Raw genomic sequence first — 24,241 nt, 5'->3', positions numbered from 1 at the left:
CGCCTGACGGCTGCGCCGCACTCGGCGTGCTCGCCCTGGCTTCAGCAGACCATTGCCCCTGCGCCCCACGCACGGATGTCACCACGACCCCCAGAGGAGAACGGTGCCGCGGAGCCAGACTCCGGGGTCTCGCCTCTTCTCACCGTCCGGCGCTGCGGGTCAGATCGGCGGCGAGGCGGTCAGCCGGGTGCCGTCGATCGAGCGGTCGGTGTGGATCGCGTAGCAATCGGTCACCTCCGTCCGGGAGTTGGCTTGGCGGGCTCGTTCGGCAACATCGGTGCCTGCGTTGATCCGGTCTGCCATGCCCTTTCACTGCCGGGGGCCTGTGTGGCCGTGGAGGTGAGGGAAGAGCTTTTCCAGTGCCGGCCGTTCTCCCAGTACGCCTGCACCTCGGGGAGTGTCCGGCCCGCCGTGTCGGGGACCCGGGCGTACACGTAGCTCCGTGCGATGACGTTGACGGCGAACAGCAGGCAGAAGACGGTGGTGCCGCCCAGGGCGGAGAGTGCGCTGAGGAAGAGCTGGGCGATGATCAGGTGGGCGCTGAGGTGGGACATGAGCATGGCCGATGCGCCCGGGCCGCGGAGTCGGGTGGGGAAGCCTTCGGTGGCGAACACCCAGATCAAGGCTCCGAAACCGTCACCACCACGCTCCGACCTGAACAGCGCCGCAGGTCCTCCGGGCCCGGGACGCCTTGGCACGCGCCCGGCACGCTGAATTCAAGGGCGCGGAAACCTGCCGCTCCATCATCCAAGAGGGCGCGGACACGCCCGGACTGGTGAAACTGTTCGTCTCGAAGGCCGCCGCCAGCGACCCAACTCACCCCGCCCACGGCCTGTTCGCAGAGCGATACGCCGAGATCCGACCCCCAGATCACCGCCTTGCTGCAACGTCGCATGGACGAAGGCGCAGTCCGAACAGACTTGCCCCCCCGAGCGGCTTGCCGCGATTCTCGTCGCACTCGCCGACGGCATTCAGCTCCAATGGCTCACCGACCGGAACATCGACATGCAACAGCCCATCGATGACGTCATGGTTCTCCTCGCCGCGATCCAGGGGCCGCCCGGCAAGGACGACTGACAGGGCCGGCCCTGGCACGCCCAGGCCGTCCGGAGCGTTTCGCACAGCTGCCGCTCGACCTCACGACGCGTCACGGCCGCCACACCGAGGAGGGCATCGAGCTCACCGTGCCGCCGACCTAGCAGGAGCTGGCCGTCTCCATCGGTGCCAGCCGGGAGGTCATCCAGCGGTTGCTGCGGGATCTTCGCGAACGCGGGGCCGTCACCACGGGGCGCCGTACCCTCACGATCCTGCGTCCTGACATCTGCGTCGACAGGCCGCGTCGACAGATGACCCCGACCGCGATCACCACGGCTTGTGAATGGTGACCCCGTGCTCTGACCCTCGGACACCCAAGGGCAACTGGGACGAGTCGAGTTGAGCGTCAGGTTTAGCGCCTTCTCGAAGCGCCTTTGCGATCGGACTGCGGCCCACCCCATCAAAACCCGCCCTGATCAGGCGGCCCACTCAGTATGGGTGATGGCAGGACGCCGAGCGTCAAGCCATACAGCCCGACGATGCTCCTGCCGTGCGCTGCTGGGAAGTGAGAGCGCCAGCGCCATGGTCGGGAGCATCGCCGCATCAAGGGTCCGCAGACCACCGGTCGTCACACGCAGGCTGCAGGCCGGGGCAACGCAGCGCCCCCGTCACACCTTGCTGAATTGGAAGACAACGTACTTGCGTGCGTCGTCCCACTCGCTCGATATCGTGCTGATCCAGCGTTTGTCGGCGGTGGGGTTGCATCCGACGGTCTTTGCCCCGTGTGTGAGCTTGAAGCCGTTGGCGACGGGAGACAATGACCACGCGGTCGCGTCACCGGTGCTGTTGACGAGGTAGATGTCCCCCTTCAGTCCGTAGGTCCAATAGACATAGCCGCCGTAGTTGGCGTTGGTCATCTCGATGATGTAGCCGTTCCCCTGTTCCCGGAAAGCCACCGGCGTACCGGCATTGTTGGCGTCGTTGGCGAACAGTACGTAGTCCCAGCTGGACCACACCTCGTAGGTGACTCCGCGGGTGGGCTGATTTGCCAGAACCAGATTTCCTGCTGAACCGACGGTAATCGTCGTATCTGCCATGGTGTCTGCTCCCTGGAGCGTGCGACCGCAATGGTGGCGGGTCAGCACAGATCGGGGCGGATCAGGTGCCCGAGGGCGGGCATGGAGGCGGCACGCACGCTGGATGTGCCGCCGACCAAGAACGCACCCCAAAGTACTGCGACGTGCTCCACACGCAAGTCGACAAACGAGCCACGAGCGATCCCCCTACGTCAATCATGCGGTCCCTCGGAGCGCTTGAATGGACCGAGGACCCAAGAGGGCGCGAAGGACCCTTGGTCGCCTTCAGACGTCAGGCGCCGTCAGCCCTGACGGATACGGCCGCGCTGACCGGTGTGCCCGCCTCGACGGTGCGGCTGACCGTGCAGAGACGGTCGTGCGAGGTCTTTACGGCCCGGGGCAGGATCGTGCGGGCGCGCTCTCCTGACGGCCCGTCCGGGAACGCTACAGCGAAGGTGACCTCGAGGTCCGACATCCGGTTGCCGTCCTCGTCCTCGACCTTGCTGCCGGTGACGGTGACGGAGAACGTGGTCGGCTCTTCGTGCCGACTCGTGGCGACCTCCACGTCGGCCGCGGTACAGCCGCCGATCGCCGCGAGGAACAACTCGACCGGCGTGAAGTCGGCTCCCTCGCCGGTGCCGAAGCTCAGCGTGCCCCCGTGGGTGTTGGTCACTGTGAACCGGCCCGGGCCGGCCCGCTCGATGGTGACAGAACGCAGCGAATTGTCAGTCATGGCGCCGACAGTACTGTCATGTTTCGCTGACCGCCTTCATGTCGTGCCCGCCCGCACGCCGTGCCGCGTCCGCCCGCGCCCTCACGGCCGTATGCCGCACTGTCGGGAACCTCGCCACGGACTGCCCCTTGCCGCCGGTCGGGCTGATGCGGATAGCCCATCCCAAGGAGTCCGGCACACGGACACCCCGCAGACGGCGCAGTCGGAGCAGCTCTCGGCCTGGATCACTCTGCTCGACCTCGCTGGCCTCGATCGGCTCCCGTCGGTTTATCGATGAGGAGTTGGATTCTTCGTCTAGCTATAGAAAGATAGTCTAATGTGGGGTAGCGGGGTGATCGCCACGCCACCGCCCCCCAGCGGCAGCACGTCGAGCGAGGAGAAGCCGGGACCGCCCATGAATGCCGAACAGCAATCAGCCGTACCCGCCCCGGACCTGTACGACCGGTCGGGAAGGCGCTACTGCCTGGACGCCCTGCGCTGGCGGGGCGAGGACGGCAGCCCTCTCGCCGTCAGCGCACTGCCGGGTCTGCGTCCCGATCAGATCGACACCGCCGAACGGTCCCTGTGGCGCTATGGCGCGGCCCTGCCCGTCCCGGCCGCCCGGCGGGTGAGCCTGGGCGAAGGATGCACGCCGATGATCCCAGCCAACTGGGCCGGTCGGCGCGTCCACTTCAAGCTGGAGTGGTTCAACCCGACCTCCAGCTTCAAGGACCGGGGCACCTCGGTGATGATCTCCCACCTCGCGGCACACGACGTGGACCGGGTGCTCGAGGACAGTTCGGGCAACGGCGGTTGTGCGGTGGCCGCCTACGCCGCTGCCGCAGGCATCCGCGCCAAGATCATCGTTCCCGCCGGCACTTCGGCGGCCAAGATCCTCCAGGCTCGCGCGTACGGAGCCGAGATCGAGCTCGTGGATGGCACCCGCGAGGAGGTCTCAGACGAAGCGATCCGCCAGTCGGAGCACATCCATTACGCCAGCCACAACTGGCACCCAATGTTCATCCAGGGCACCAAGACCATCGCCTACGAGATGTGGGAGTCGCTCGGCTTCACCGCGCCCGACAATGTCGTCCTGGTGGCCGGTGCGGGCAGCAATATCCTCGGATGTGACCTCGCCTTCGGTGAGCTCCTTGCTGCCGGTCAGATCGACAGGCTCCCGCGCCTGTTCGTCGGGCAGCCCGAGCACTGGGCGACCATCGCCGACACGTTCAACGGCATCGACCCGGCCCGCCGTGGCGAGCGAGTACCGACGATCGCAGAGGGCGCTTCCATCGCCCACCCCATCCGGCTGCCCGAGGCGGTGGAGGCCATTCGCCGTTCGGGCGGCGCCGCCTGCGCCGTCCCCGAGGCGAAGATCCACGCCGCGGTCCGCGCACTGAGCGCGCGAGGCTTGTACGCCGAGCCGACCAGCAGTGTCGCCGCCGCGACCCTCGACCACTTCATCGAGACAGGGGCCATCGCTCCGGGCGAGACGACCGTGGTCGTGCTCACCGGTGCGGGGCTGAAGTCCGCCGAGACCATGGCCTCGGTGTTCGCCGGACCATCCGACTGAGCCCTTGCGAGGAAAGGAGAGCACGGTGGCACACCCTTCCGAAGGCGATCTCGCCGACGAGCACCTCGTGGGGAAGGACGAGGACCCCGTAGGGGAGGACGAGCACCTCGTACGAGAAGCCGAGCGCATCGCCGTTGCCATCGGGCGCATGTTCCCGGGCCTGTGCGAAGTCGTCCTGCACGATCTTCGCCGGCCCGACAGCGCCATCCGCGCCATCGAGAACAACCTGTCCGGGCGGCAGGTCGGCGACCCCGCCACCGAGCTGGGGCTGCACCGCATCGCGGACCCCGAGTACCCCAGCGTCATCCAGAATTACAGCAACCAGTTCCCCGACGGACGCCCGGCCAAGAGCACCTCGATCGGCATCAAAAACGCTGACGGGCGTTACGTCGCGGCCCTCTGCCTGAACCTGGACGTCAGCACGCTGTCCCCGCTGGCACTGACCCTTGCCAACCTGGTCGCCACGGACGCCGAACACCGAGGCGAGCCCCTGGAGACGCTGCGTGACCGCACCGGACGTGAACTCCGGTCACACATCGACTCCTTCGCCGCTGCGCGCTCCAGCACCCCCCGCGGCCTCAACCGCGAGCAGAAGCGCGAACTGGTCCGGCAACTGCATGACAAGGGGTTCTTTGAGACCCGCAGTTCCGCTCAGCTCATCGCGGACCAGCTCGGAGTCTCCCGGGCGACTGTCTACAACTACACGAAGTAGCCACCTCGCCAACCGCACAAACACCATGTGGAGGCGGCCGGGGGTGCTGCTGTCGAACCTCGCCGCACGGGTGCCGCCGCGGGGTTGCGCAGAACCATCCGCGCGCGGGTCGCGGACGGCACGTCCACCGCGGGCCTGCCGTCCGCGTCGAGCGGGAGCTGGTCGGATCTGTGGATGCCGCCGTTATGGACGGCGGCGGGTACCGGCTGAGAGAGCTCATGCTCATCGCGGTGTTGTTGGCGAGGTGGATGCTGCTGGAGCCGGTCGTCCGTCAAGTCGGAGGGGGGGGCATGGTTCTACTTTTCCGGTTGCAACAGGCCGGCCGACCGCAGCCAGCAGGTCGAGCACGTCATGCGCCCTCGGCCAGCGTCAGCACCGACAGCAGCGGGCGTGCCCATGGGGGCGCCTGCTGCGGCCTCCCCGGCCGGCGATCGAGGTGGGGTGGAGGGCTGCTGCTCAACTGCTGTGGCGCTGTTGGCGGTCTTGAAGCCGCTGTACATGCCTGGCGTGCTGCCCGGCCCGCGACCTCTGAGCGCGATCAATGGAAAGCACGTGGGGGTCCGCCGCGTGCTCGTACAACTCGATTTCGAAGGAGTCCGCGCCCTCCTCTACAAGTCGTGCCAGGGCGTCCCGGTCTTACTCGGCCGTCGGGCGGGCGCGCACCTCGTCTCTCCACGCCTGGCCACTGGCTTCGGCTTCGTCCACTTCGCCAATATAGGTGTGGGCAGGCAGCATGCGGACTCCTCCGCATCGAGGTCCACAAGAGGCAGACTCGAGCGGCTGAGGGTTGCTTGGTTTTGGTTGGGCTGGTGGCAGCGCCATGACGTGTACGCCACCGGCCCGGCGAGGAGGTTGAGGACCGGGCGGTCATCCAGTGAGTCGCGTGGGATGTGCAGGTTGCCCATCGTTTCGCGTGTGCCATCCGCGTGGTGTGGTGCTGCCTTTGGCGGCCATGTGGGCCTAATTTGTCGGTCCTGGGGGTGTGGGGTGAGGGGCGTATCGAGTGATTGCGTTGGTGGTGTCTCGATGTCAGCTTCAGCTTCACTCTTTGGCGTGCGCCTGGGATCTGAAAGCGCGTCAGCGGGGTGGCGTCTTGGAATTGCAGGGGATGGGGTGGCTTGGTCTGGGAAAGCGCCCTGGTCGTAGGGGGTAGACGGGGGAGGGGAGGCGGCGTGACGTGGCCCCACGAGCTCACGACCCCACTTCCTCACGGCTGGCTCGCCACGGTGGGTTCGGTGCGCGTGCGGGGTGTGGTTTGCTGCGGCTGTCCGTGGCTGTACCGGTTGGTGTGGGTGGTGTGCGTGGTGTTTCAGTTGGGGTTGGGGTGTTGTAGGGCCAGGGCGTGGTCGAGGTGGAGGTCGGTGATGTGGCCGAGGTGGGTGGCCAGGGTGTGGTTGCCGCGTTGGGTTTCTTCGATTTGGGCTTGGCGGGTGGCTGCGGCGTCGGCGAAGGCGGTGGCGGTCTGGCCGTGTGGGGTGGCGGTGGGGCTGGGGGTGTCGCAGGCCTGGCAGATGTCTCGGCCGGTGCTGGGTGTGTGGCACGCTCCGCAGGTGAAGTCGTTCATCGCGTGAGTCCCCTTGTTCGAGGGCGGCGGTCCAAGGGCGAGACTGGATCACTGGTGGCGGGCTTGCTGGAGGGCGGGTATCGGGAGCGTTCCGTTCGGTGTCGGCTGTGGCTAGCTCGCTGCTCATGCCGTGGTGCTGGCCGTAGTGCTGGGTGGGTCCTGCCGGGGCGAGGGTGGCCGGCGCCTGGTTGCGCAGGGGCTTGACGGGGCTGGGGGCCGGGCCCGTGGCGGGAGTGGCTGGTGCGGGGCTGATCATGCGATGTCCCTGGCCTTTCTGGCCCGCGGCGGTCTGTCGGGCGCCTTTTGACTGCTGTTGAGGAAACCAACGGGGCTCGACCAGACGGCCGACCACAGGACCCCGACCACGGTCACGACCTTGCAACGCCTGGGTGGTAGGGCTGTGGTCGGGGTGAGGCGGCGTAGGGCGGTTCGCCGGCTCTGCCTCCTTCTCCCTTCGGCAGTCGTGGGCCGGCCCGTTGCGCGATCACACGTGTGCTGTTGGGCAGGTAGGGCTCTGCACGGCTGGTTCGCGCCGCGCTGTCCAGCCATGCCGGTCGGCCGTTGGTCTTGTCGGCTGCGGCAAGTGGGGCGGGTCCCGGGCTGTGTGTCATGGAGTGGGGCAGAACTCGTTTTTGGCGGCGGCGTCCTCCCATTTCTGCTCGCCCCAGTCGCCGTTGCGGTTCATGGTCATGACCTTTCGGCCGTCCGCGGTGGCAAGGGCACGGGTGGCGGATCCGGGGAGCATGCCGCCATGGCCCCACGCCCAACAGTCCTGGTCGAGCTTGAAGTGCCGCAGGCCCAGCCCGTAGAGGTCGTGCGGGCCGCCGTGTCCTTTGTCGCCGTCGACGGGGACTGCGTTGAGGAGTTGGCGTTGCTGGGCGGGTGGCAGCAGCTTTCCGGCCAGCAGTGTGGACAGGAAGGTGTTCACGTCTTTTGTGGTCGATATGAGTTGTCCGGCGGCGTAGGCCACGGTCGGGCTGAAGGTGGTGACATCGCGCACCGTGGCCTGCGGCCCGTCTTCGAAGAGGGTGGAGTAGTGCCCGGCGTGCGGCCGGGGCAGGGCGGGGGAGCGCTCGGGCACACTCGTTCCTTGCAGGCCGAGCGGGTTGATGATGAGGCGCTCGACGGCGTGCCGGTAGGTGCGGCCGGTGGCCTGCTCGATGACCATGCCGGCCAGGATGTAGTTGGTGTCGGAGTACTCCCACCGTCCGGGTTTGCCGGGCCTGCTGCCCTGTTCGGGCTGGAAGGTGGGCGGGTGGGCCAGGGCGATGTCCACCAACTGTGTGGGGGACCACCTGCGGTAGCGGTTGTCCTCGAACGTGTCTCCCGCATACCGGGCGCGGAACCCCGGGTCGGTGTTGTAGTCGAAGACGCCGCTGGTGTGGTCGAGCAGGTGGCGCAGCGTGATGCTGCGGGGCCGGTAGCCGTTGCCTCGGACTACCCCGGGCAGCCACTTGGCCACGCTGTCGTCAAGCGACAGTTCTCCCTCGGCTTCCAGTTGCAGCAGCACCGTGGCGGTGAACGTTTTGGTGACGCTGGCGATCCGAAACCGCTCGTCAAGTCGCCGTGGCCGCTCGGAATTGAGGTCCCGAACTCCGGCCCGCCCACTCCACGTTGCGTCCCTGTCGCGCACACGGGCGATGACGCCGGGGGTGCCTTCCTCAACGATCTTGTCCAGGATGCGTTGCGTCCGCAGATGGGCTGATCCGTGCGGCGGTGATAATCCGGCGGGCCCGGTCGGTGCGGGGGTGGCGGCGAACACGACCGCGCTGAGGGCGAGGGCGGCGAAGGCGAGGGGCGGCCCGGTCGGCCGGCGTGGGCGCTTGCGTGTGCCTGGGCTCTGCCGTGCGCGCGGCCGGTGTTGGCTCGTGTGGTGATTCATGACAACAGCTCACCAAGGAGCAGGCCTTGGCCGCCATCAGGAAAGACCCGGAAAGGTGTGGCACATGGCCCGGACGGGGACTGGGGGCCTCCCCTAGGGGCTGCCGTCCGCTTCCCAGGCGGTCCAGCTGTCCGGTTCTGCTCCCACCGGCAGCAGAGCACTCTCATCAGGAGGACCGTCGTCGGTTCCGTGCGTGATCGCGGCCGCGAAGGTGCGAGGGATCAGGCAACACCATCTCCTGCCTGCGCTCCCGTGCCTGAAGCTTCTCTCAGCCTTGAAGGCAGCGACGGACCTCTGCCGGAAAGGCCTCACGCAAGACTGCTATCGCACCCGTGAGCGCATCGCCCACCGGCCCTTGGCCCACAGAAACGGCGGTGTGAAAGACACGCCGGTAGACCGTCCCGGAACCTGCTGCGGGCCTTGAGGGAGGACCTCTGATGCCTGATCGTGATCTACGGGTGCACAACCCGATCAAGATGTTGGCTGTCTGAAAGGCGCCGGAGGAGGCCCTTCCGGCGCCTTTCGGTACAGAGATCGGGGTTCAGGTGGGCAAGAAGGTATGGAGAGCTGTCGTGGCCGGTGGGGCGGCGGCGGTGCTCACAGGTGTGGCCGCGGTGCCGGCCGGGGCGGCCGAGGGCGGGGTGTCGTTCACCCGCGTTCAGGTGAACGACGGCAAGGCGATCGTGGTCGGGGTGTCCAAGGAGGTCGCGGCGCCCACTTCCTTCCGGATGACGACGACTCGTTCGTGGAAGTGGCCGGCGGTGTTCCTCTACCGCGGGAATAGCAATACGGGTGAGCGGCTGTGGCACGCCATCGAAACGAGCGACTGCCACGCGGCGGGCGCGGGCGTCTGCGACTTCAACGAGACGATGTACTTCGATCCCACGGTGTGGGACATGCGCAACAGTGAGGCCGGAGCCTGGAAGGTCGCGGCCGAGGTGTCCTTCAAGGGCGGCGGTGGTGACACGGACGACAAGGGTCTGACCGCCTACGTCAAGCGAAACTCTCGCCTGAGTGTGAACGCTGCGCCCGAGCCGGTTTCCAAGGGCAAGACCATCACCGTGACCGGCAAGGTGACGCGGGCCAACTGGGAGACCAAGAAGTACGCCTCCTACGGGGGCCGCCTGGTCAGCCTGCAGTTCAAGCCCAGCGGAGCCACCTCCTACACCACGGTGAAGAAGGTCCACGCCAACGGCTCGGGTGCTCTCAAAACGACCGTGAAGGCGTCCAAGACGGGCGTGTGGCGTTGGGCGTACTACGGCAACACCACCACGGGGCCCTCGACGTCGGCCGCGGACAACGTCGTGGTGCGGTAGGAACCCGGCCCAACACCCCTCTGGGAACGCTTGAAGGCTTCCCAGAGGGGTGTTCAGACATCAGCGCCAAGAACCCCACCCTCATCCTGATCTGCCGGATGCAGGATGCAGCGCCCGGGAGAGGGGTGCACACCCTGAAGCTCGATGTGCAGGCTCACCTCGTACTCTCCACCCATGACTGACGATCCGTTTGGGTGCCGCTGTGTCCTTTGCCATGACTACGGTGACCGGGACGAAGGGGACCGTAGGGATCTGACGGTCATCAAGCATGTGCAGCAGCACGGATGGCACGTCGTGATGGTTCCCGAAGACGAAATCGGCCCCGGGTTCGCCTACACGATCGGTCTCGCGCACACGCACGGTGGACCTGAACTGGCCATGTTCGGGCTCGATGTCCACGTCATGCACCGCGTGCTCAACTCTTTGGCAGAGAAGTCCGCCGCGGGTGAAGAACTGGTTGCCGGCCAAAGCCGCGCGGACGTTGTCATCGGTCATCAAGTCGCACTCAGGCAGGTTGATCACGGCTGGCACCGGACCTTCTTCGGGCAGGCCATCAGGTTCTACCGGCGGCCGCCTCTCCCCGTACTGCAGGTGGCCTGGCCTGATGCCCAGGGCCGTTTCCACTTCGATGAGCAGGCGGCGGAGAGCCATCGCGAGTCGCAGCCCCAGTTGTGGCTGCCTCCGAGCGACCATCCGGTCGGCATCTGGACGAGCGAACTCTGATCCGCCGCGTGCCCGGGGACGAGCCGGCACCCGAGTGCTGCACCACTGTCGCGCGGGTGGTCGGAATCGACCACCGCCGCTGCGGCGGCCCTGCGTTGCGGGGGAGGGGAGGGGGTTGGCCGGGGTGCCCCGGTGTGTGAGGTCGAGCGGGGTGAGGGTGGGCGACCGAGACACGATCCCCACCGTGTTCGCCACTTCAAGCCCCAGCCTCTCCATGCGGACAAAGCCTACGACCGTGCCGACCTGCGGAAACGGTTACGTGGCACACGCATCGGAGTGCGGATCGCACGCAAGGCATCGAGTCCGGTGAACGATGGGGCCACCGCCGCTGGGTGCTCGAGCGGCCGATGTCTTGACTGCCCGGCTACCGACGTCTGAGCCCTCGGTGCGAGCACGATCCCTGCGACTATCTGGCCCTTCTCGAACTGGCAACCGCCCTGTGTTGCTGCAAACGACTCTTCCGCCTGACCACGTAGGACTCGGTCCTAGCGTTGACGTTCTTGAATTTTCGGATTGTTTGCCAATTCTCGGGATAGTTTCGTGTGCTCGTCGAGCACGCAGGTGAGTAGCATTTTCTCGTAGAGATATTGGGCGTCCGTGAGGTTCGTTCCGGTCATGGTGACGCCGTCCATGTGAGTGAAGATGAAATTGGCCTGTGCGAGGTCGGACCTGGAGAAATTGGCGTGGCGTAGGGTTGTCTGAATCAAGTCCGCATGCCGGAGTGAAGATTCGAGCAGTGCCGTGTGCACGAGGATCGCCTGGGTGAAGTTGGCAGCGTCGAGTATGGCGCGGTGTCCACGGGCGTGTGTCAGGTCTGCTCCCCTGAAGATGGCTCCGGAGAGACGGCAGTCGTCGAGGTCCGCCCAACGCAGGTCGGCGCCTGTGAGGTTGATTCTCAGCCGCTCAGGCCTGATTGGTCGGCGGCCCAAAACGGATAGGGCGGCTTGTGCGTCATGGGCGATTCTGGCGCGTAGATCGGCGTCGGCTGGCTGGAGTCTGATCAAGGCGGCGAGGACTTCGACAACCGTTTCGTGGTCTTTCTCGCTGTCGTTCATGATTCGTTCGAGGCTGTATATACCACCGAGTCGTTCGTGCAGTTTGTCCGAGCCGAGAAGTTTGATCGCTTCGACGTAGCGTCCGGTGACTTGGCCTTCTCGGGCGAGTTCGGCTTGTTCGCGGTCTTTCTCTCGTGTGTGATCGAAGAGTTTCTCGGTTTGTTGATGGCTTTTGTGCGTGTACCAGAGTCCGGCTGCTGCGACGAGGCCGGCAACGATGGCGATGAGCATGGTGCGGAAGCCGGTGATGATGATCCCGGCGCTCGAGACGAGCTTCCCGCCCTCTTTGAGGTGGTGGCCTTCGATCCACCAGGGGCCCCAGATGAGGAGCGCGAGGAAGGCGAGGGCGGCGGCGGTTACGAGACTCCAGTGCCACCAGCGTCGCGGCTTCTTGGCGGGGTGGTCATCGCTCATGCCGGTCATGATGACCCTGTGCAGGGGACTGCAGGCAGTGAACGGGCATCTTCAGAGCAGGAGTTGAGCTTGAACGCTAGTGCGGTGATCGCTGGGTGGTGCAGCACGAGGGTCGTGTGCTCCTGATCCGCCGCCGTCCGAAGGGCACGCGGTAGTCTCGTTCCCGTCGACGGGCCCGTTCGGCGGTGAGGCTGGTGACCGCGTAGACCGTCGTGGTGCTGACGTTCCCGGTCCTGCGGCTGCGTTGGCGTTGAACGATCTGGATGGCCTGGCGGGTGCGAAGGCTCCGGCAAGTACGCGGAGATAGCGGATCGCTTCCACTTGCAGTTGATGCACTCGCCAGGGTGAACGCTTCGGTGTGGCGGTGGCGCCGGCCCCCCCGGCCCTCAAGGCTGCATGCGCGGGACGCGATGGCGACGACGATCGACCGGCGGACTCACCGCCGTCAAGTGCTCCCTCCATCCGCGCGGACGGTGCCGCGAAGACGCGCGAGCTGATCGACGAGATGCGCTCCCCGTACCCGCGGCGCGCAATGCGTGCAGATCCGGCCCTATCTTCCGCTGCGGGGCCGGGCTGGTGTGCACTGAGGTGAGCAGTGTCTACGTCCAGCCGTGCTCGGTCAGGCCGTCGTGTTCTTGGAGGTAGCCGAGGAGTCCTCCTTGGGGTATTCGATGACGTCGTGGGGCAGTTCGTGGACGCTGAACCATGCAAGTTGCAGGCTTTTGGCCGGTTCCCGGTTCCCGGTTGGCCGGCTCCCCGCTCCACCGGGTGGCCAGGAAGAAGAATCCGATGCGCTCCAGGGTCTCGTCTTGCTGGTGGTGCACGACGTGGACCAGGCGCAGGTGGTCGGGGTCGACCTCGACCCCGGTTTCTTCTAGCAGCTCGCGTGCGCCCGGCGCGCAGGGGCTCGCCTCGGTCGAGCTTTCCTGAGGGCATGTGCCAGCGGCCGTAGCCGTAGGGGGTCGCCGCGCTGGGAGAAGAGCAGTTTGTCGCCGTCGCGGAGGATGACGTGGGTGTCGATGATGGGTTGCGCGGGTTGCGGGTTCATGTCCCTGGGGGGGCGGCGGGTTTGGTGGGACTGCTGACGCTACCGGGGTTGAGGGAGGGCGTCGGCGATGGTGGTTGCGATCTGGGGCGGGGTGGCGTGAGTGCTGTCGATGGTCAGAACCTTGACGTTCTCGTCGGTGAGGGCCTGGGCGGTCTGGGTGTAGAGGTCGACTTCGCGGCTGGGCATGGTGGGGTCCAGGTGGAAGTGGTGGCGGACTCCGCGCCGGGCTATCCGCTCGGCGATCAGATCGGGTGACGCGGTCAGGATGACCGCAAGATCGGGCATGAGGATGTCTGCGTTCAGGTCGAGCAGGAAGTACAGCGGCACGCCGTCGAGCTGCTGCAGGACCAGTGTTGAGGCGAGGTAGCGGTCACAGAGGACCGTGTCGCCGGCATTGAGGGACGGCGTGATTTCCTGCTCGACGTGGGCGTAGCGGTCTGCGGTGACCAGGCAGGCCAGGGCGTAGCCGTGGATGGTGTCGGCGTTTTGGCGGGTGAAGGCGCCGAGGATGCTGGTGGAGGGCTCCGCCGTCGTGTGGACGGCCGTGCCGCGCGCAGTCAGCTCTTGGTGCAGGGCCTGAATGGCGGTCGATTTGCCGACGCCGCTGGGTCCGTCGAGGGTGATGAACAGGCCGCGTCGCTGCGTCATGCCGCGTCTTTCTGCGGTGTCTGGCTGCGCTCGTGTTGCTCGCGGGTGATGGTGGCCAGGATCGAGCGGACTTCGGCGAGGGGGACGTCACCGAACTGGATGCCGACGGAGAAGTTGAACTCGTCGCGTTGACGCATCGACTCCTCGGCCCCGTCGTTGGTCAGGTCGACGTCGTCGTATGCAAGGAGCGCGTCGGGATCGTGGCCGGCCGCGGTGAGGGTCTGCCAGGCGGGGGTTCCGGGGTAGGGGCGGAACTCGGACGAGCTGACGCGTACGTTGCCCGGGCTGGCGTCTGCGATGCGCCGCAGGGTGCGGATGTGGCGGACGGTCGCCTGGATGTCGTCGTGGCTCTCGTCGGGGTATCCGAGGATGAAGTAGCCCTTCACGTCGATGCCGTGCTGGAGCAGACGCCGGGTGACGCGCTCGGTCATGTCGGCGTTGATGCGTTTGGCCGTGGCCTGGAGCATGCGGTCACTGCCGGACTCGCCCCTCAGGGCGACCTCGTGAAGGCCGTTGGTGAACAGGCGGTCCAGAGCGAAGTCGGATACCCGGTTCAGGACGTTGATGCGGCCGGTGGCATCCCACACGTACCGCTCGCCGATCTGATGGCGGATGAAGGCCTGCATCTGTTCCTCGATGACCCGGCCGACGCCGAGGAACAGGTCATCGACGAACCGGAAGGCGGTCACGCCGGACTCGTCGTGCAGCATGTCGAGTTCCCCGATGATGTTCTCCGGATCGCGGACGCGGATCAGGGCATTGGGATTGGCGCTGACCGCTGCGCCGCAGAAGGCGCAGTTGTAGGGGCAGCCCCTGGATCCGACGATGTTCGCCTCCATGTGCCCGGTGTGGGCCGCGTTTTGCAGGTGCACGGCGCCGCGGCGCAGGGCCAGACGACGGTCCGTCCTTGTAGGAGCAGCCCGGTAGGGGTCTTGTGGGAGGAACGCGCGGTTGACGTAGGGCAGGGCGTTGATGTCCGGGCCGAGCATCCGGGCCCTCTGCTCCTTGTCGGCCGTCAGGCCGGCCGCCCGAGTTCCGAGCAGCCGATCCCGCCACATGACGCCGGGCAGTTCGCGTCGGTTCTGCTCGTCTGCGAGGAGGGCGGTAACCCGCAGCTCGCCTTCGCCGAGGACCAGTGCCCTCAGGTTGGCCATGCGCGGATCGGCTAGCACGCGCTCCGGCATGGCCTTGGCGTGGTGACCGCCGACCATCAGCGCGATGGCGGGATCGAGCTGCGCCGCGATGCGTACGGACATCTCATAGGTGGGGGCGAGGAGGCTCATGGCCGCCCACCGCGGCCCCGCAGCGTTGACGATCTTCGCCGTCTCGGTGATGCCGAGCCCGTGGGCTTCGGCGTCCAGTACGCCCACGTTGAAGCCGGCCTGCTGCGCGTATGCCATGCCCAGGACCGGCAGCGTGTAGTCGTTGGTGCGCGGCCGTTGGTCGTAGTCGCGCAACGGCGCGCTGACGAACACCGCGTCGAGCGTTTGGGCCGGATCGGCGCCTGCGATCAGCGGTAACTGGGACATTGATCCTCCTGGTCATGGAGCGTGTGAGCCCCAGGTGAGGGTCGAGAGGGTCAGGGTGTGCAGGGCGGTGCTGTCGTTTTCGGCCATGGCGGCCCACATTGGGCCAAAGGCTTTGTCCTTCTTGTCGGGCCAGGCGTGTTGGGGTGCGATCTGCGCGGCCCAGGTGCGTACGGCGAGGTCGTCGTGCGGGTAGATGCTGAAGTCGCCGCTGTAGTCCGCAGCTGCGGCGGCCGCGGTCCACGGGCCGATGCGCGGGATGCTGGTCAGCGCGGCCACCAGGTCGGCGGCCGTCATCCGCTGCCAGTGCCAAAAGTGCCGCTCATGATGGGTTGCGGCGGCCTGGAGGACGGAGCGGTGGAACTTGGCGCCCACGTCCGTGAATTGCTGTTCCTCTAGCGCCAGGACGTCCTCGGCGGTGGGGGCGACGTACAGCTCACCGTGCGGGGTGTCGATGGTGGTGCCGTAGGCCTTGCACCAGTTCCGGTAGAGCTTGCGGGCCTGCACGGCGCGCACGACCTGCCGAAGGATGGCGGTCGTGATCGCGTCCCAGAGCCACGGATTGGCCAGCCGCTGCGTCGGGCCGAGCTCGTCGAGACCGGCCTTGAGCGCGGCGGGGACGGTGCCGGGCAGACGCGCGGGGTCGGCGGTGACGACCCTCGGCTTGTCGTCCTCCATTCCGTGCACGCAGGTCATATGCAGGCCCTCGCGGTCCCACGACAAGACCCAGAGTCCGGAGGCGGTGCGTACCGCGCGTGCGCGGCCTGCGGCCCCGGTGCCGATCCAGGCGGGGTGATCGGTCGTCAAAACGCCCGTCATCAAGTGCTCCTCGTGTGGTGCGGTTGGTGCGCCGTAGCCTCTCGCGTCACGGCGGTGCGGCGCGCACGGCTAGGGACAGCGGGCCTGGATCAGTCGATGAGGCCGCGTCTTAACAGGTAAGTGCGCATCAGCCGGTACTCGCCCACGCTCGCGGGCCGGGATGCGACGGCCTGTCTGCCCGGCACGGCCGGACCCGGCCAGGTGTCGCGCGGGGGCATCAGTTCGGCGACGGCGTTGGAGCGGCTTTTACGGCGGGGGCCGCGGACGACCAGGGTCACGGTGCCCGGCTCCATCGCGGCCTGGTGCACCATCGGGTGCCCCAGGGTGTAGGAGTCGCCGGGACGTTCGAAGGTCACGATGCTTAGCTCCAGGTCGTCGCCGGTGAAGGGGCCCTCCCAGCCATCGGTGCGGCGACGGACGACGTGCACATAGCCACCGGTGAGGACGCGCGTGGCGAAGGCGTGGCAGTGATCGTGAGGGACACGCTGGTTGCCCGGGCGGGGGTTCATGTTCATGCGGATCTCGAACCCGCGCTCGGGTGCCTGGTAGAGGGCTAGCCGGTGCAGGAGCAGTGTGACGCGGCTGTTCGCCATCAGGTCGGCGTCGTCGGGGATCTCATCCACCAGCCGCGTCAGCAGCTTGCGGTCGCCTGCCAGGTGGTCCAGGAGTTCGTGACTGATCCGCTGCACGTCGCGCAGATCCAGGGTGTCCAGGGAGGGGACCTCGGCGAGCCAGCTCATCGTCCACCGCCACAGCCGGCGCCAACGGCCCGTTGGAGAACCCAGCGAGCACGGTGGGCCAGCACCGCGGCCCCGTCGAACGGGACCGGTCCGATCGGCCCGGCCTCGGGCTGTGCGGCGGCCAGAACGTGCATGGCTCCGGGGCTGCTGCGCAGCGCGCACAGGGTGCCAGGGTGCGCTGCAAAGACCTGCTCGGGGCCGAAGGTGCGCGCGTACTGAGGGCGGCACGCCTGGACGTCGTCGGGACGCTGGTACACCTCCAGGCCGAGGGAGCCTGTGACCGTCAGGACGACGGCGCTGGAAGTGATCGGCCACGGCGTCCACGCAGGTTCGTAGGCAAGGCGCAGAGAGAGGCTGCCGCCGTCGTGGCTGGTCAGTGGCAGGCAGGCGAAGCCGTGTGCGAGGAAGGCGTTGGGGGCTTTGGGTGTGCGTTGTTCCAACAGGCCAAGGAGCCGGGTGGCCAACGGGACGAGCCAGCCGGTGACGTCGTCCGCGGGGACCTCCGGGATCTCGCCGGGGTCTGGGCCATGGCCGAGCAGCCGGTCGACGAGGGCGGGCAGGAGAACGTCCACGAGGTGTCCTTCATCAGCGGGATGGGGAGCGGCCCGGCGCCGGGCCGATGGGGGGCGCGAAACCGGGCGCCGAGGGTCGTGCGCCGCTCGATGAGCAGTCAGGAGCCATCCGGCTCACCGAGCAGCTGTCTGGGGGCTAGGCGGCAGGCGCGAGGTCGTTCAGGTCCACGATGGTGAAGCTGCGCAGGGTGCGGACCATCTGGGAGGCCAGGACCCACCGCAGGGCCGGGTCTCCGTAGGGGATGGGGACGTCGTCGGCTGCCAGGGCGTGGATGCCCTTGCTGGTGTACGCATAGGGCGTTCCGATCACGCCGTACATCCGTGCACTCTGCGCCAGCAGCGCGACGTGCCCGTGCTCTGCGAGGTAGGGGCACCGTTTCGCGGCCGTCCGCGCGTGCCGTTGGCAGAGTGGTGGCTGGGCGGTTCGGATCGTGGTGCTCGGCGTGGGGATGCCCTGTTTCTTGCTTTCCAGGAACAGGATGCCCTCTGGGGTCCGGGCGGGGGCGACGCATACCTGGCACTTGAGCTTGAGCATGCACTCGCGCTGCCGGGAGGGGTGGATCAGGCGCCACTTGGGTTCGCCGGTCGGCAGCCGGTCGGCTCCGATCGACTGCGATACACGGGCCCATAGGACGCCGCGCACATCACGGTCCTCCGGCGTCTCGTCCCAGTAGCCCAGACGCGTGTTGCCCCGAAGGTCGAAGGCGGCGCGTAGGGAGAGGAAGGAATCGGCCTCTTCTCCCTCGCGCCCGGTGATATAGGGGATGACGCCGTGCTGCGTCGTGTTCACTCGGCTGCTCCCGTCAGCCCGACGGGGCGGTGCGAGGCGATGACCGAGCCGTTGGGCAGTATCCCGCCTCGGTCGTCGAAATCGATCGTGCCGTTGCAAAGCAGCGTCCAGCCCATGACGTCGCCACGCGCCTGGGGCTGGACGGCCTCGCGATCCGGCTGGTCAGCCGTGGGGCATGGGGGCTTGTGCTGGCACATGTGCGTCGCGCTTCCTCTCGGTCGTGCGGTGGGAAGGGAGCCCTCTTCGGCGGCCCTACGGGGCCGCGGGGGAGCGGTGGTTGGGCGCCGAAGAGGGCGTCTGGAGGACGTGACGTGCAGGGCGCTGGCGCGGGGGTTTATGAACGCGGTGATCGCGCGTTTGCTGTAGCCGTAGAAGCGGCCGAGGGTGACGTCACCGCAGTCGCGCCCGTGCGCAGGCGATGGCTCTCCCCACTCCACGACGTCGGCGGTGTCTGGGTAGGGAGATGGCCGTAGGTGCAGGTTTGGGAAGCCGGGACGATCGCTCAGGGCGTCGCAGATCTTCAGCCCGACGCATGGGCACGCCACTGAGAGATACCCACCTCGCCGTGTCCCCTCGACGGGCACAGCGAGGAAGGGCATGCGCAAGCTCCCTACGGCCGCGCTCGCTTCCAGGAGCCGCAGGTCCGCGAGGCGATCCGCGTAGAGGTCGTAGTCGTACGCCTTTTGCGGGGGCACGAGGGTGACGGTCACCGGAGGGCGCGAGAGAGTGTGCATCACTCGGCTCCTTTGATGGAGCGGGTCTCGAGCAGTGCTTCGACTAGGTCGGAGACCACGAAGGCCAGTCGCCGGGCAAGGCCGACGGCCTCTTGGTGGTTGGCCGGTAGAGGCTCGTCATGCAGGGGGCGCCCGAGGTTGATGAGGCGGCCCATCTCTTCGGTGGGCGGATACGACGGGTCGGCGACAGCGATGTCACTGAGCCGCTTCAGGTGTCTACGAAGCCGCTCAATCAATACCCCGGCGGTAGCCGCTGTTGGCGCCTGGCTACCGATCGACGCGTCGAGGTCGTCAAAGATCGCATCGACGAGGAAGGGCTCCTGAGCGGTGATCCGTTCCAGGACACGCCGCAGCTCGTTCTGGCTGAGGGGGGATTGCCACGCGGGGGCTGGCGAGGCGGCCCTCCTGGCGGGCGCGGCCGCGCTCATTGTTCGCTCCCCGTGGCAACGGGAATCGTGCACCAGGTCCTCTCGCCGTCCGGGCTGGAGCCCCATCTGCCGCTGCGAGCCTCGGTCACTGCCTGAACGATGAGGAGCCCGCGGCCGGTTTCGGCGTCCTCGCTGGGCCGTTGCACTTTGGGAGGCTGGCTGGTCCCGTCCTGCACTTCCAGATGCAGGCGTCCGTCGACGAGCGTGAGCGACAGCGCAATGTCGGTTCGGCCGTGGTTGTGCTCGATAGCGTTCGTGACCAACTCGGAGACGAGTAGCGTGACGTCATCGGCCAATGCGGAAAGACAGCAGTACTCCAGGCGCGCTCTGACCAGTCGGCGCATCTCCGACACGCGCATGGCGTCCTGCACGGGGACCGGCCCGTCCTCGTTGCGGGGGCTGATGGAGAAGCACACGGCCCACACGTCGCGAGCGGGCATGTTGCGCAGCGGGGTCGCCTCGCCGGCCGCCCGGGTCGCCGTCATGACGCTGCTGCGCAGTGATCCCCGCACAGCGGCTGCCGGAACAGGCCGTGGTGCGCTGGAGGGCGGGCGAGGGGCGAAATGCCCGGTACCCGAGGTCTGACTGGCATCTGTTCTTTCGGCATGCCCGGAGTGTCGCGAGTTCGCCGACCGTGCTGAAAGGCCCAGCTGATTACCCAACTTGGGTACCATCACCAGTGGTGACAGGAAGCAACGTTATGTAGTCCGTGGGAGCGTCGCGATGACCAAGCCGGCCCGTGCGCAGGAGCTTCCTGCCGGGCTGCTCACTGACCCGGAGATGCTCGACGCGTGCCGGGAACGCGACTTTGCCCGCGTGTTCCGGATGGTGAAGTCCAGGGCGGGCATCTACCCCTCCATGATCGCTAGGAGATGCGAGCTGACGCCGAGCCGGGTCGGCGAAGTCATCGCCGGTCGCCGTCAGTTGCTTCACATGGACGTTGTCGAGCGCATCGCGGACGGTCTGCGCATCCCAGGCCATATGCTCGGGCTGGCGCGACGGCCCTGGGAAACACCGCCGACCCTGGCCATCACCGAACATGCGGAGCCGCAGGAGCTGCAAGCGGAGACGAGAACGTCCACATCACTGCCTGGTCCGGACGTTGACAGCATCTTGGCGTTGACCACTCGGGCGGCCCTCAGCACGGCCACGCTTGAGGCGTTTCAGTCGTCCATCGAGGACTATTGGCGCCGGGACGACCAGCACGGGGGAGAGGCGCTGCGGCCGGCCATTGTCGGGCAATTGCGTTACGTGGTCGGTGTCTTAAAGGACAACCGTTCTCCCTCGATCCAGAGCGGCCTTCACGGAGTCGCGGCTGAGTTGGCACGCCTCGCCGGATGGACCTACTTCGACGCGCGCCAGTACAACCAGGCCCGCGCGTATTTCACCCAGGCGCTGCAACTGGCCAGAGAGGTTGATGATCGACAGACCATGGCCAACGTTCTGGCCTGCATGAGCCTTCAGGCGACCTACCAGGACAAGCCCGCAGATTCACTGGCGTTTGTTACTGCTGCCCAGGACCAGGTTCGGTCGGTCGCCGGCAGCACCCCACGTGTGCTTTCGATGCTGTCCATGCGTGAGGCCTACGCGCACGCCACTCTCGGAAATGGGGGCTCCACCCGCCGGGCGATCGGGGAGGCGCACCGTTACTTCGAGGAGATCCAGGCAGGTGACCTCGATCCTGCGTGGGTGAGCTACTTCGACGAGCCGAAGCTCATAGTGGATACCGGCATCGCCCACGCGCGGCTCGGCGAGGCGTCGACCGCCGAGCCCCTGATCGCGGATGCGCTACGGCGGGAAGACCACGCCAATCAGCGCGGCCGAGCATTCCACACGTTCTGGCTGGCACGTACACAGCTGGACCAAGGCAAGCTCGACCAGGCATGCCACACGGCGACGCAAGCCCTGGGCCCGGCGTCCGCGGTGGCATCAGAGCGGGTGACGGGCCATCTCAGGGAATTCTACGACCAGTTGGCGCCGCACCGGCAGGAGCCAGTGGCCCTGGCCTTCGAGGCGCGGCTACGGGTCCTCCTGCCGCTCAGCGGAACGATTCATCCATGAGCAGGTACAGCAGGCCGACGAGCGACCCGCTGCTCACGATCTCCTTACGGTCGATCATTCCCCGGATCTGCGAGAGGGGAATCCACTCGATGCGGTCCGACTCGTTCTTCTCGGTCGGCGGCCCCGAATAGGTGGCGCCGTCGATGCGGAAGACATGGTGCTGTGAGTCAGTGATCCCGTTGGCTGGCTCGGCGTAGACGAGCGCCTTGATGGGACCGGCCCGGTAACCCGTCTCCTCCAGTACCTCGCGACCCACCGCCTCCTCGGGAGTCTCCCCCTCCTCCACCAGGCCCATGGGCAACTCCCAGGCCCAGGAGCTTGTAATGAAGCGATGCCGCCACATCATCAGGACCTCTTGGCGATCGTTCACGACGGCGGCCACAGCCAGATGGCGAAGGCGCACAACGTGGTACTCCCACCTGCGCCCGTCAGGCTGCTGGACGTCCACCAAACACAGGTTCACCCACTTGTTGGCGTAGACCTGTCGTTCACCGTGGGTCTTCCACTCCATACCTGCGGCCCCTCTCGATCGGTCTACAGGATCGCAGACCGGTGGACGGCCTGAGCAGGAAAGACCCGTTTCGCGTCAGCCTGACGAAAGTTCCCCACCCGCAAGGCATTCCCTTGGGGGGCAGATCTCTCCTGCCTTGCCGTGGTCGAGCCGGGCAGCATCCGTTGCCATCTCTGCGGTGAGTCCCACTTCGATGCTCACCTGATGGCGCGCGGCGGCGCCCCATGGCAAGCGTCACCCGACCCGCTGACCTGCGGTGAATGCCAGGAACCCACAGTCGGCACAGGGGTATGGGTCTTGGACTACCCCGGCACTCCCTATCTGTTCTGCTACTCCTGCGCTGCCCGCACGCCACACCCCACGCCGTAGGGCCAACCGGCACAAGACACCACGCATCGTCGCCTGCGCTTTCGCCCAGCCTGGCGCCGCAGGGTGGCCAAGTCCCGAACAACGGCCGCCAGGCAACAACGGTCATGACAATGGCGCCATGTTGCTCTGATTCCGCTCCGCGTCGTTAGCGTCCGCCGCAGTGGCGCGGCATCGCGACCCACTGCGACGAAACCGCCGACTTTTACCAGGCAGTTGTCGCCCTCGCATGTCCCAGGGGGTTGCCCGTCTGGCCTACCTACCCCTTACCGACGGTCTTCTCCTTCTTCTCCGAGATCTCCTTGCAGTCGAAACAGAGATCAGCGGTGGGGCGCTGCTCCAGGCGACGGAGGCCGATCTCGATCCCGCAGGAGTCACACCAGCCGTACTCCTGGTCTTGGACCTTCTGCAAGGTCTTGTCGATCTTCTTGAAGAGCTTCCGCTCCCGGTCGCGGTTGCGGAGCTCCAGGGCGAACTCCTCCTCTTGGCTGGCTCGGTCAGCCGGGTCGGCGAAATTCGCGGCCTTGTCCTTCGTGTGATCGGCGGTCCGATCCACGCTGACCGTCAGTTCCTGCTTCCAGGCCGTGAGGAGGTTCGTGAAGTGCTTGCGCATGGGCTCGCCCATGTACTCCTCGCCCCGGGTCTCCTGGTACGGCTCGACCCCGTACAGCGTCTGCCCGATCTTGGTCTTCTCGGTGGTCAAAATTCCTCCTGTGCTGGGCCCGGTCGGCCGTTCGGCGCGACTGGCCGATCGATTGACACTCCCAGCGCTAACGGAGTCACCCGTCAAGTAGACACGTCCAGAGCGGGTCTGCCGCCAACAGGCCCCACCCGTGCCTCTGCCAGCAGACCCTCAACTCCTCGCGCGCCACGGCTACATCTGGGTGGGGCCCTGGTGGGATGCAACAGATGTGGTGTCGCCCAACGGCTCCGGCGGCCTCAAGCGGGACCAGGGCGCCGTCCTCGGCCCGCTCTCCGCCCAGCACTCCAACGCCGGCGCCCGCCCCTTCTTCAGCCAGCTCGACATCCCCTGCCGCATTGCCCACCTCGACCTGTCCCTCGCCCTTGTCACGGAGATGTCCGGCAAGCTGGAGATCGCCGCCCACCACTACGGAACCCACGCCGTCGACGAGCGGCTCTCGCGCCGCGACCGCGCAAGAGCCCGGCTGTGGGTGGGGACCGCGCTGAGCAAGAACGGCCACCACGACTATGCGACCCGCGTCATGCAGACCGCGACCCGCGACTTCGAAGACCTCCAGAAAGCCGACGACTGGTCGGTGGCCCACCAGAAACTCGCCCTCGCCCGCCGCGGCTCCGGCGACCTTGCCGGAGCCCTGCACCTCATCGTCATCGCCCGCAACAGCGGGATCACCGACTCCCCGATGCAACGCGTGCGACTGGATACCGCTCATGGCCACATCCTGCTCTCCGGCGCAGCGACCCGGGATGATGGGCACCTCGTCCTCGATCTGGCCACCAGGACAGCCGCGCAGTACGGACTTGTGCAGGTGCGGCGACCGGTGTTGGCGATGCATGAACGTGGACGAACTGCCTTGCGTGGCCGCGCTCCGGAAGATCCGCTGGATGTTGAGCTGTGGCACCTGCTGGCTCGGGGCGAAGGCGATCGCCGACGAGACCGCCCCCAGCTCGTCCACGCTCAAGATGCTGCGAATCCTGGCGCTCGGGAACGGACTGGAGCACGAGCAGGCTCTGGCGCTGTCCGGGCGGATTGACCGCCGTCTGCCCGACGCGGGGTAATACGCGCGCCAGAGTGTCCCAGGCCGTGCGCTGCGGCCCGGGAGCGTGTTCAGGTTTCGGTGTCTGGCCCGATGACGGCGACGAGGTTGATGCGCCCGGCTTCGTCGCTGATGAGCAGGACGGTGATGGCGCCGGGGAGGGTGGTTTGCCGCATCCGCACGGGTCCTTCGACGTCGAG

Annotated in this window: 22 protein-coding genes and 4 pseudogenes; 8 read left to right on the top strand and 18 right to left on the bottom strand. The window is 67.1% G+C overall.

What is annotated here, in order from left to right; genetic code table 11:
• Positions 1-230: 230 nt before the first annotated feature.
• The gene (locus tag AB0I66_RS34705) at positions 231-698 is read right to left on the bottom strand and encodes an MFS transporter (protein ID WP_363212003.1); all 468 of its coding nucleotides are present in this window, start codon (positions 696-698) and stop codon (positions 231-233) included.
• 411 nt (positions 699-1,109) lie between these two features.
• Between AB0I66_RS34705 and AB0I66_RS34700 the strand changes: the two are divergent.
• A pseudogene (locus tag AB0I66_RS34700) lies at positions 1,110-1,385 on the top strand (helix-turn-helix domain-containing protein); the annotation flags it as partial.
• A gap of 318 nt (positions 1,386-1,703) precedes the next feature.
• Here the strand turns inward: AB0I66_RS34700 and AB0I66_RS34695 are convergent.
• Both AB0I66_RS34695 and AB0I66_RS34690 read right to left on the bottom strand, forming a co-directional pair.
• Positions 1,704-2,132 (bottom strand): hypothetical protein, encoded by a 429-nt coding sequence (locus AB0I66_RS34695; protein ID WP_363212002.1) that lies wholly within the window; start codon positions 2,130-2,132, stop codon positions 1,704-1,706.
• A 271-nt stretch (positions 2,133-2,403) separates the two neighbouring features.
• Positions 2,404-2,844, bottom strand: coding sequence for an OsmC family protein (locus tag AB0I66_RS34690; protein WP_363212001.1), 441 nt, complete (start codon positions 2,842-2,844; stop codon positions 2,404-2,406).
• A gap of 394 nt (positions 2,845-3,238) precedes the next feature.
• Between AB0I66_RS34690 and AB0I66_RS34685 the strand changes: the two genes are divergently transcribed.
• The gene (locus AB0I66_RS34685; RefSeq protein WP_363212000.1) at positions 3,239-4,396 is read left to right on the top strand and encodes a pyridoxal-phosphate dependent enzyme; all 1,158 of its coding nucleotides are present in this window, start codon (positions 3,239-3,241) and stop codon (positions 4,394-4,396) included.
• 67 nt (positions 4,397-4,463) lie between these two features.
• A complete protein-coding gene (locus tag AB0I66_RS34680) occupies positions 4,464-5,108 on the top strand; it encodes a PAS domain-containing protein (protein ID WP_363212358.1) in 645 nt (214 codons plus the stop codon).
• Between the two features lie 1,309 nt (positions 5,109-6,417).
• On the opposite strand, the gene AB0I66_RS34675 is transcribed toward AB0I66_RS34680, so the two are convergent.
• Both AB0I66_RS34675 and AB0I66_RS34670 read right to left on the bottom strand, forming a co-directional pair.
• Positions 6,418-6,672 (bottom strand): hypothetical protein, encoded by a 255-nt coding sequence (locus AB0I66_RS34675; RefSeq protein ID WP_363211999.1) that lies wholly within the window; start codon positions 6,670-6,672, stop codon positions 6,418-6,420.
• Between the two features lie 607 nt (positions 6,673-7,279).
• Positions 7,280-8,554, bottom strand: coding sequence for a serine hydrolase domain-containing protein (locus AB0I66_RS34670; RefSeq protein ID WP_363211998.1), 1,275 nt, complete (start codon positions 8,552-8,554; stop codon positions 7,280-7,282).
• A 545-nt stretch (positions 8,555-9,099) separates the two neighbouring features.
• Here AB0I66_RS34670 and AB0I66_RS34665 point away from each other — a divergent pair.
• The 3 genes and pseudogenes from AB0I66_RS34665 to AB0I66_RS34655 form a co-directional block, all read left to right on the top strand.
• Entirely contained in the window at positions 9,100-9,870 is a 771-nt protein-coding gene (locus AB0I66_RS34665) for a hypothetical protein (RefSeq protein ID WP_363211997.1), read from the top strand.
• Positions 9,871-10,044: 174 nt separating this feature from the next.
• Positions 10,045-10,593 (top strand): DUF4262 domain-containing protein, encoded by a 549-nt coding sequence (locus tag AB0I66_RS34660; protein ID WP_363211996.1) that lies wholly within the window; start codon positions 10,045-10,047, stop codon positions 10,591-10,593.
• Between the two features lie 156 nt (positions 10,594-10,749).
• Positions 10,750-11,069, top strand: a pseudogene (locus tag AB0I66_RS34655) (IS5/IS1182 family transposase); the annotation flags it as partial.
• A gap of 9 nt (positions 11,070-11,078) precedes the next feature.
• Here AB0I66_RS34655 and AB0I66_RS34650 read toward each other — a convergent pair.
• The 11 genes and pseudogenes from AB0I66_RS34650 to AB0I66_RS34600 form a co-directional block, all read right to left on the bottom strand.
• Entirely contained in the window at positions 11,079-12,062 is a 984-nt protein-coding gene (locus AB0I66_RS34650; protein ID WP_363211995.1) for a pentapeptide repeat-containing protein, read from the bottom strand.
• A gap of 1,087 nt (positions 12,063-13,149) precedes the next feature.
• Complete coding sequence (gene tmk / locus AB0I66_RS34645; protein WP_363211994.1) at positions 13,150-13,758, bottom strand: dTMP kinase; 609 nt, start codon at positions 13,756-13,758, stop codon at positions 13,150-13,152.
• Positions 13,755-15,287 (bottom strand): radical SAM protein, encoded by a 1,533-nt coding sequence (locus tag AB0I66_RS34640; RefSeq protein WP_363211993.1) that lies wholly within the window; start codon positions 15,285-15,287, stop codon positions 13,755-13,757. Before AB0I66_RS34640 ends, tmk begins: the two co-directional genes overlap by 4 nt.
• A 12-nt stretch (positions 15,288-15,299) precedes the next feature.
• On the bottom strand, positions 15,300-16,103 hold the full coding sequence (locus AB0I66_RS34635; protein ID WP_363211992.1) for a hypothetical protein: 804 nt from the start codon (positions 16,101-16,103) through the stop codon (positions 15,300-15,302).
• A gap of 89 nt (positions 16,104-16,192) precedes the next feature.
• Complete coding sequence (locus AB0I66_RS34630) at positions 16,193-16,843, bottom strand: hypothetical protein (RefSeq protein ID WP_363211991.1); 651 nt, start codon at positions 16,841-16,843, stop codon at positions 16,193-16,195.
• Entirely contained in the window at positions 16,840-17,415 is a 576-nt protein-coding gene (locus AB0I66_RS34625) for a hypothetical protein (protein ID WP_363211990.1), read from the bottom strand. The genes AB0I66_RS34630 and AB0I66_RS34625 overlap by 4 nt, the downstream gene beginning before the upstream one ends.
• Before the next feature lie 136 nt (positions 17,416-17,551).
• Positions 17,552-18,205 (bottom strand): hypothetical protein, encoded by a 654-nt coding sequence (locus tag AB0I66_RS34620; RefSeq protein ID WP_363211989.1) that lies wholly within the window; start codon positions 18,203-18,205, stop codon positions 17,552-17,554.
• Positions 18,202-18,402, bottom strand: coding sequence for a DUF5999 family protein (locus AB0I66_RS34615; RefSeq protein WP_363212357.1), 201 nt, complete (start codon positions 18,400-18,402; stop codon positions 18,202-18,204). Before AB0I66_RS34615 ends, AB0I66_RS34620 begins: the two co-directional genes overlap by 4 nt.
• A 117-nt stretch (positions 18,403-18,519) precedes the next feature.
• Positions 18,520-18,939: pseudogene (locus AB0I66_RS34610) on the bottom strand (DUF6302 family protein); the annotation flags it as partial.
• The gene (locus AB0I66_RS34605) at positions 18,939-19,367 is read right to left on the bottom strand and encodes a DUF6415 family natural product biosynthesis protein (protein WP_363211988.1); all 429 of its coding nucleotides are present in this window, start codon (positions 19,365-19,367) and stop codon (positions 18,939-18,941) included. The gene AB0I66_RS34605 and the pseudogene AB0I66_RS34610, both read right to left, overlap by 1 nt.
• Positions 19,364-19,852 (bottom strand): ATP-binding protein, encoded by a 489-nt coding sequence (locus tag AB0I66_RS34600; protein ID WP_363211987.1) that lies wholly within the window; start codon positions 19,850-19,852, stop codon positions 19,364-19,366. The genes AB0I66_RS34605 and AB0I66_RS34600 overlap by 4 nt, the downstream gene beginning before the upstream one ends.
• Positions 19,853-20,090: 238 nt before the next feature.
• Here AB0I66_RS34600 and AB0I66_RS34595 point away from each other — a divergent pair, with 238 nt between their 5' ends.
• Positions 20,091-21,428 carry a helix-turn-helix transcriptional regulator gene (locus AB0I66_RS34595; RefSeq protein ID WP_363211986.1) on the top strand — a complete coding sequence of 446 codons (1,338 nt, stop codon included), beginning with the start codon at positions 20,091-20,093 and terminating at the stop codon, positions 21,426-21,428.
• Here the strand turns inward: AB0I66_RS34595 and AB0I66_RS34590 are convergent.
• A complete protein-coding gene (locus AB0I66_RS34590) occupies positions 21,406-21,939 on the bottom strand; it encodes an NUDIX hydrolase (RefSeq protein WP_363211985.1) in 534 nt (177 codons plus the stop codon). The two genes, AB0I66_RS34595 and AB0I66_RS34590, sit on opposite strands and share 23 nt — an antisense overlap.
• Positions 21,940-22,564: 625 nt before the next feature.
• Positions 22,565-23,008 (bottom strand): RNA polymerase-binding protein DksA, encoded by a 444-nt coding sequence (gene dksA, locus AB0I66_RS34585; RefSeq protein ID WP_363211984.1) that lies wholly within the window; start codon positions 23,006-23,008, stop codon positions 22,565-22,567.
• A gap of 229 nt (positions 23,009-23,237) precedes the next feature.
• Here dksA and AB0I66_RS34580 point away from each other — a divergent pair.
• Positions 23,238-23,807 (top strand): annotated as a pseudogene (locus AB0I66_RS34580) (hypothetical protein); the annotation flags it as partial.
• Positions 23,808-24,241 lie beyond the last annotated feature (434 nt).

The sequence above is a fragment of the Streptomyces sp. NPDC050439 genome (genome assembly GCF_040655335.1).
In the GTDB taxonomy this organism is placed as follows: Bacteria; Actinomycetota; Actinomycetes; order Streptomycetales; family Streptomycetaceae; genus Streptomyces.
This window is presented reverse-complemented; position numbering and strand designations above follow the sequence as displayed.

Coding starts and splice junctions, on each gene's coding strand:
- AB0I66_RS34695 (WP_363212002.1), bottom strand. CDS start 2,132: ATGGCAGATACGACGATTACCGTCGGTTCAGCAGGAAATCTGGTTCTG.
- AB0I66_RS34690 (WP_363212001.1), bottom strand. CDS start 2,844: ATGACTGACAATTCGCTGCGTTCTGTCACCATCGAGCGGGCCGGCCCG.
- AB0I66_RS34685 (WP_363212000.1), top strand. CDS start 3,239: ATGAATGCCGAACAGCAATCAGCCGTACCCGCCCCGGACCTGTACGAC.
- AB0I66_RS34675 (WP_363211999.1), bottom strand. CDS start 6,672: ATGAACGACTTCACCTGCGGAGCGTGCCACACACCCAGCACCGGCCGA.
- AB0I66_RS34670 (WP_363211998.1), bottom strand. CDS start 8,554: ATGAATCACCACACGAGCCAACACCGGCCGCGCGCACGGCAGAGCCCA.
- AB0I66_RS34660 (WP_363211996.1), top strand. CDS start 10,045: ATGACTGACGATCCGTTTGGGTGCCGCTGTGTCCTTTGCCATGACTAC.
- AB0I66_RS34650 (WP_363211995.1), bottom strand. CDS start 12,062: ATGAGCGATGACCACCCCGCCAAGAAGCCGCGACGCTGGTGGCACTGG.
- tmk (WP_363211994.1), bottom strand. CDS start 13,758: ATGACGCAGCGACGCGGCCTGTTCATCACCCTCGACGGACCCAGCGGC.
- AB0I66_RS34640 (WP_363211993.1), bottom strand. CDS start 15,287: ATGTCCCAGTTACCGCTGATCGCAGGCGCCGATCCGGCCCAAACGCTC.
- AB0I66_RS34635 (WP_363211992.1), bottom strand. CDS start 16,103: ATGACGGGCGTTTTGACGACCGATCACCCCGCCTGGATCGGCACCGGG.
- AB0I66_RS34630 (WP_363211991.1), bottom strand. CDS start 16,843: ATGAGCTGGCTCGCCGAGGTCCCCTCCCTGGACACCCTGGATCTGCGC.
- AB0I66_RS34615 (WP_363212357.1), bottom strand. CDS start 18,402: ATGTGCCAGCACAAGCCCCCATGCCCCACGGCTGACCAGCCGGATCGC.
- AB0I66_RS34605 (WP_363211988.1), bottom strand. CDS start 19,367: ATGAGCGCGGCCGCGCCCGCCAGGAGGGCCGCCTCGCCAGCCCCCGCG.
- AB0I66_RS34600 (WP_363211987.1), bottom strand. CDS start 19,852: ATGACGGCGACCCGGGCGGCCGGCGAGGCGACCCCGCTGCGCAACATG.
- AB0I66_RS34595 (WP_363211986.1), top strand. CDS start 20,091: ATGACCAAGCCGGCCCGTGCGCAGGAGCTTCCTGCCGGGCTGCTCACT.
- AB0I66_RS34590 (WP_363211985.1), bottom strand. CDS start 21,939: ATGGAGTGGAAGACCCACGGTGAACGACAGGTCTACGCCAACAAGTGG.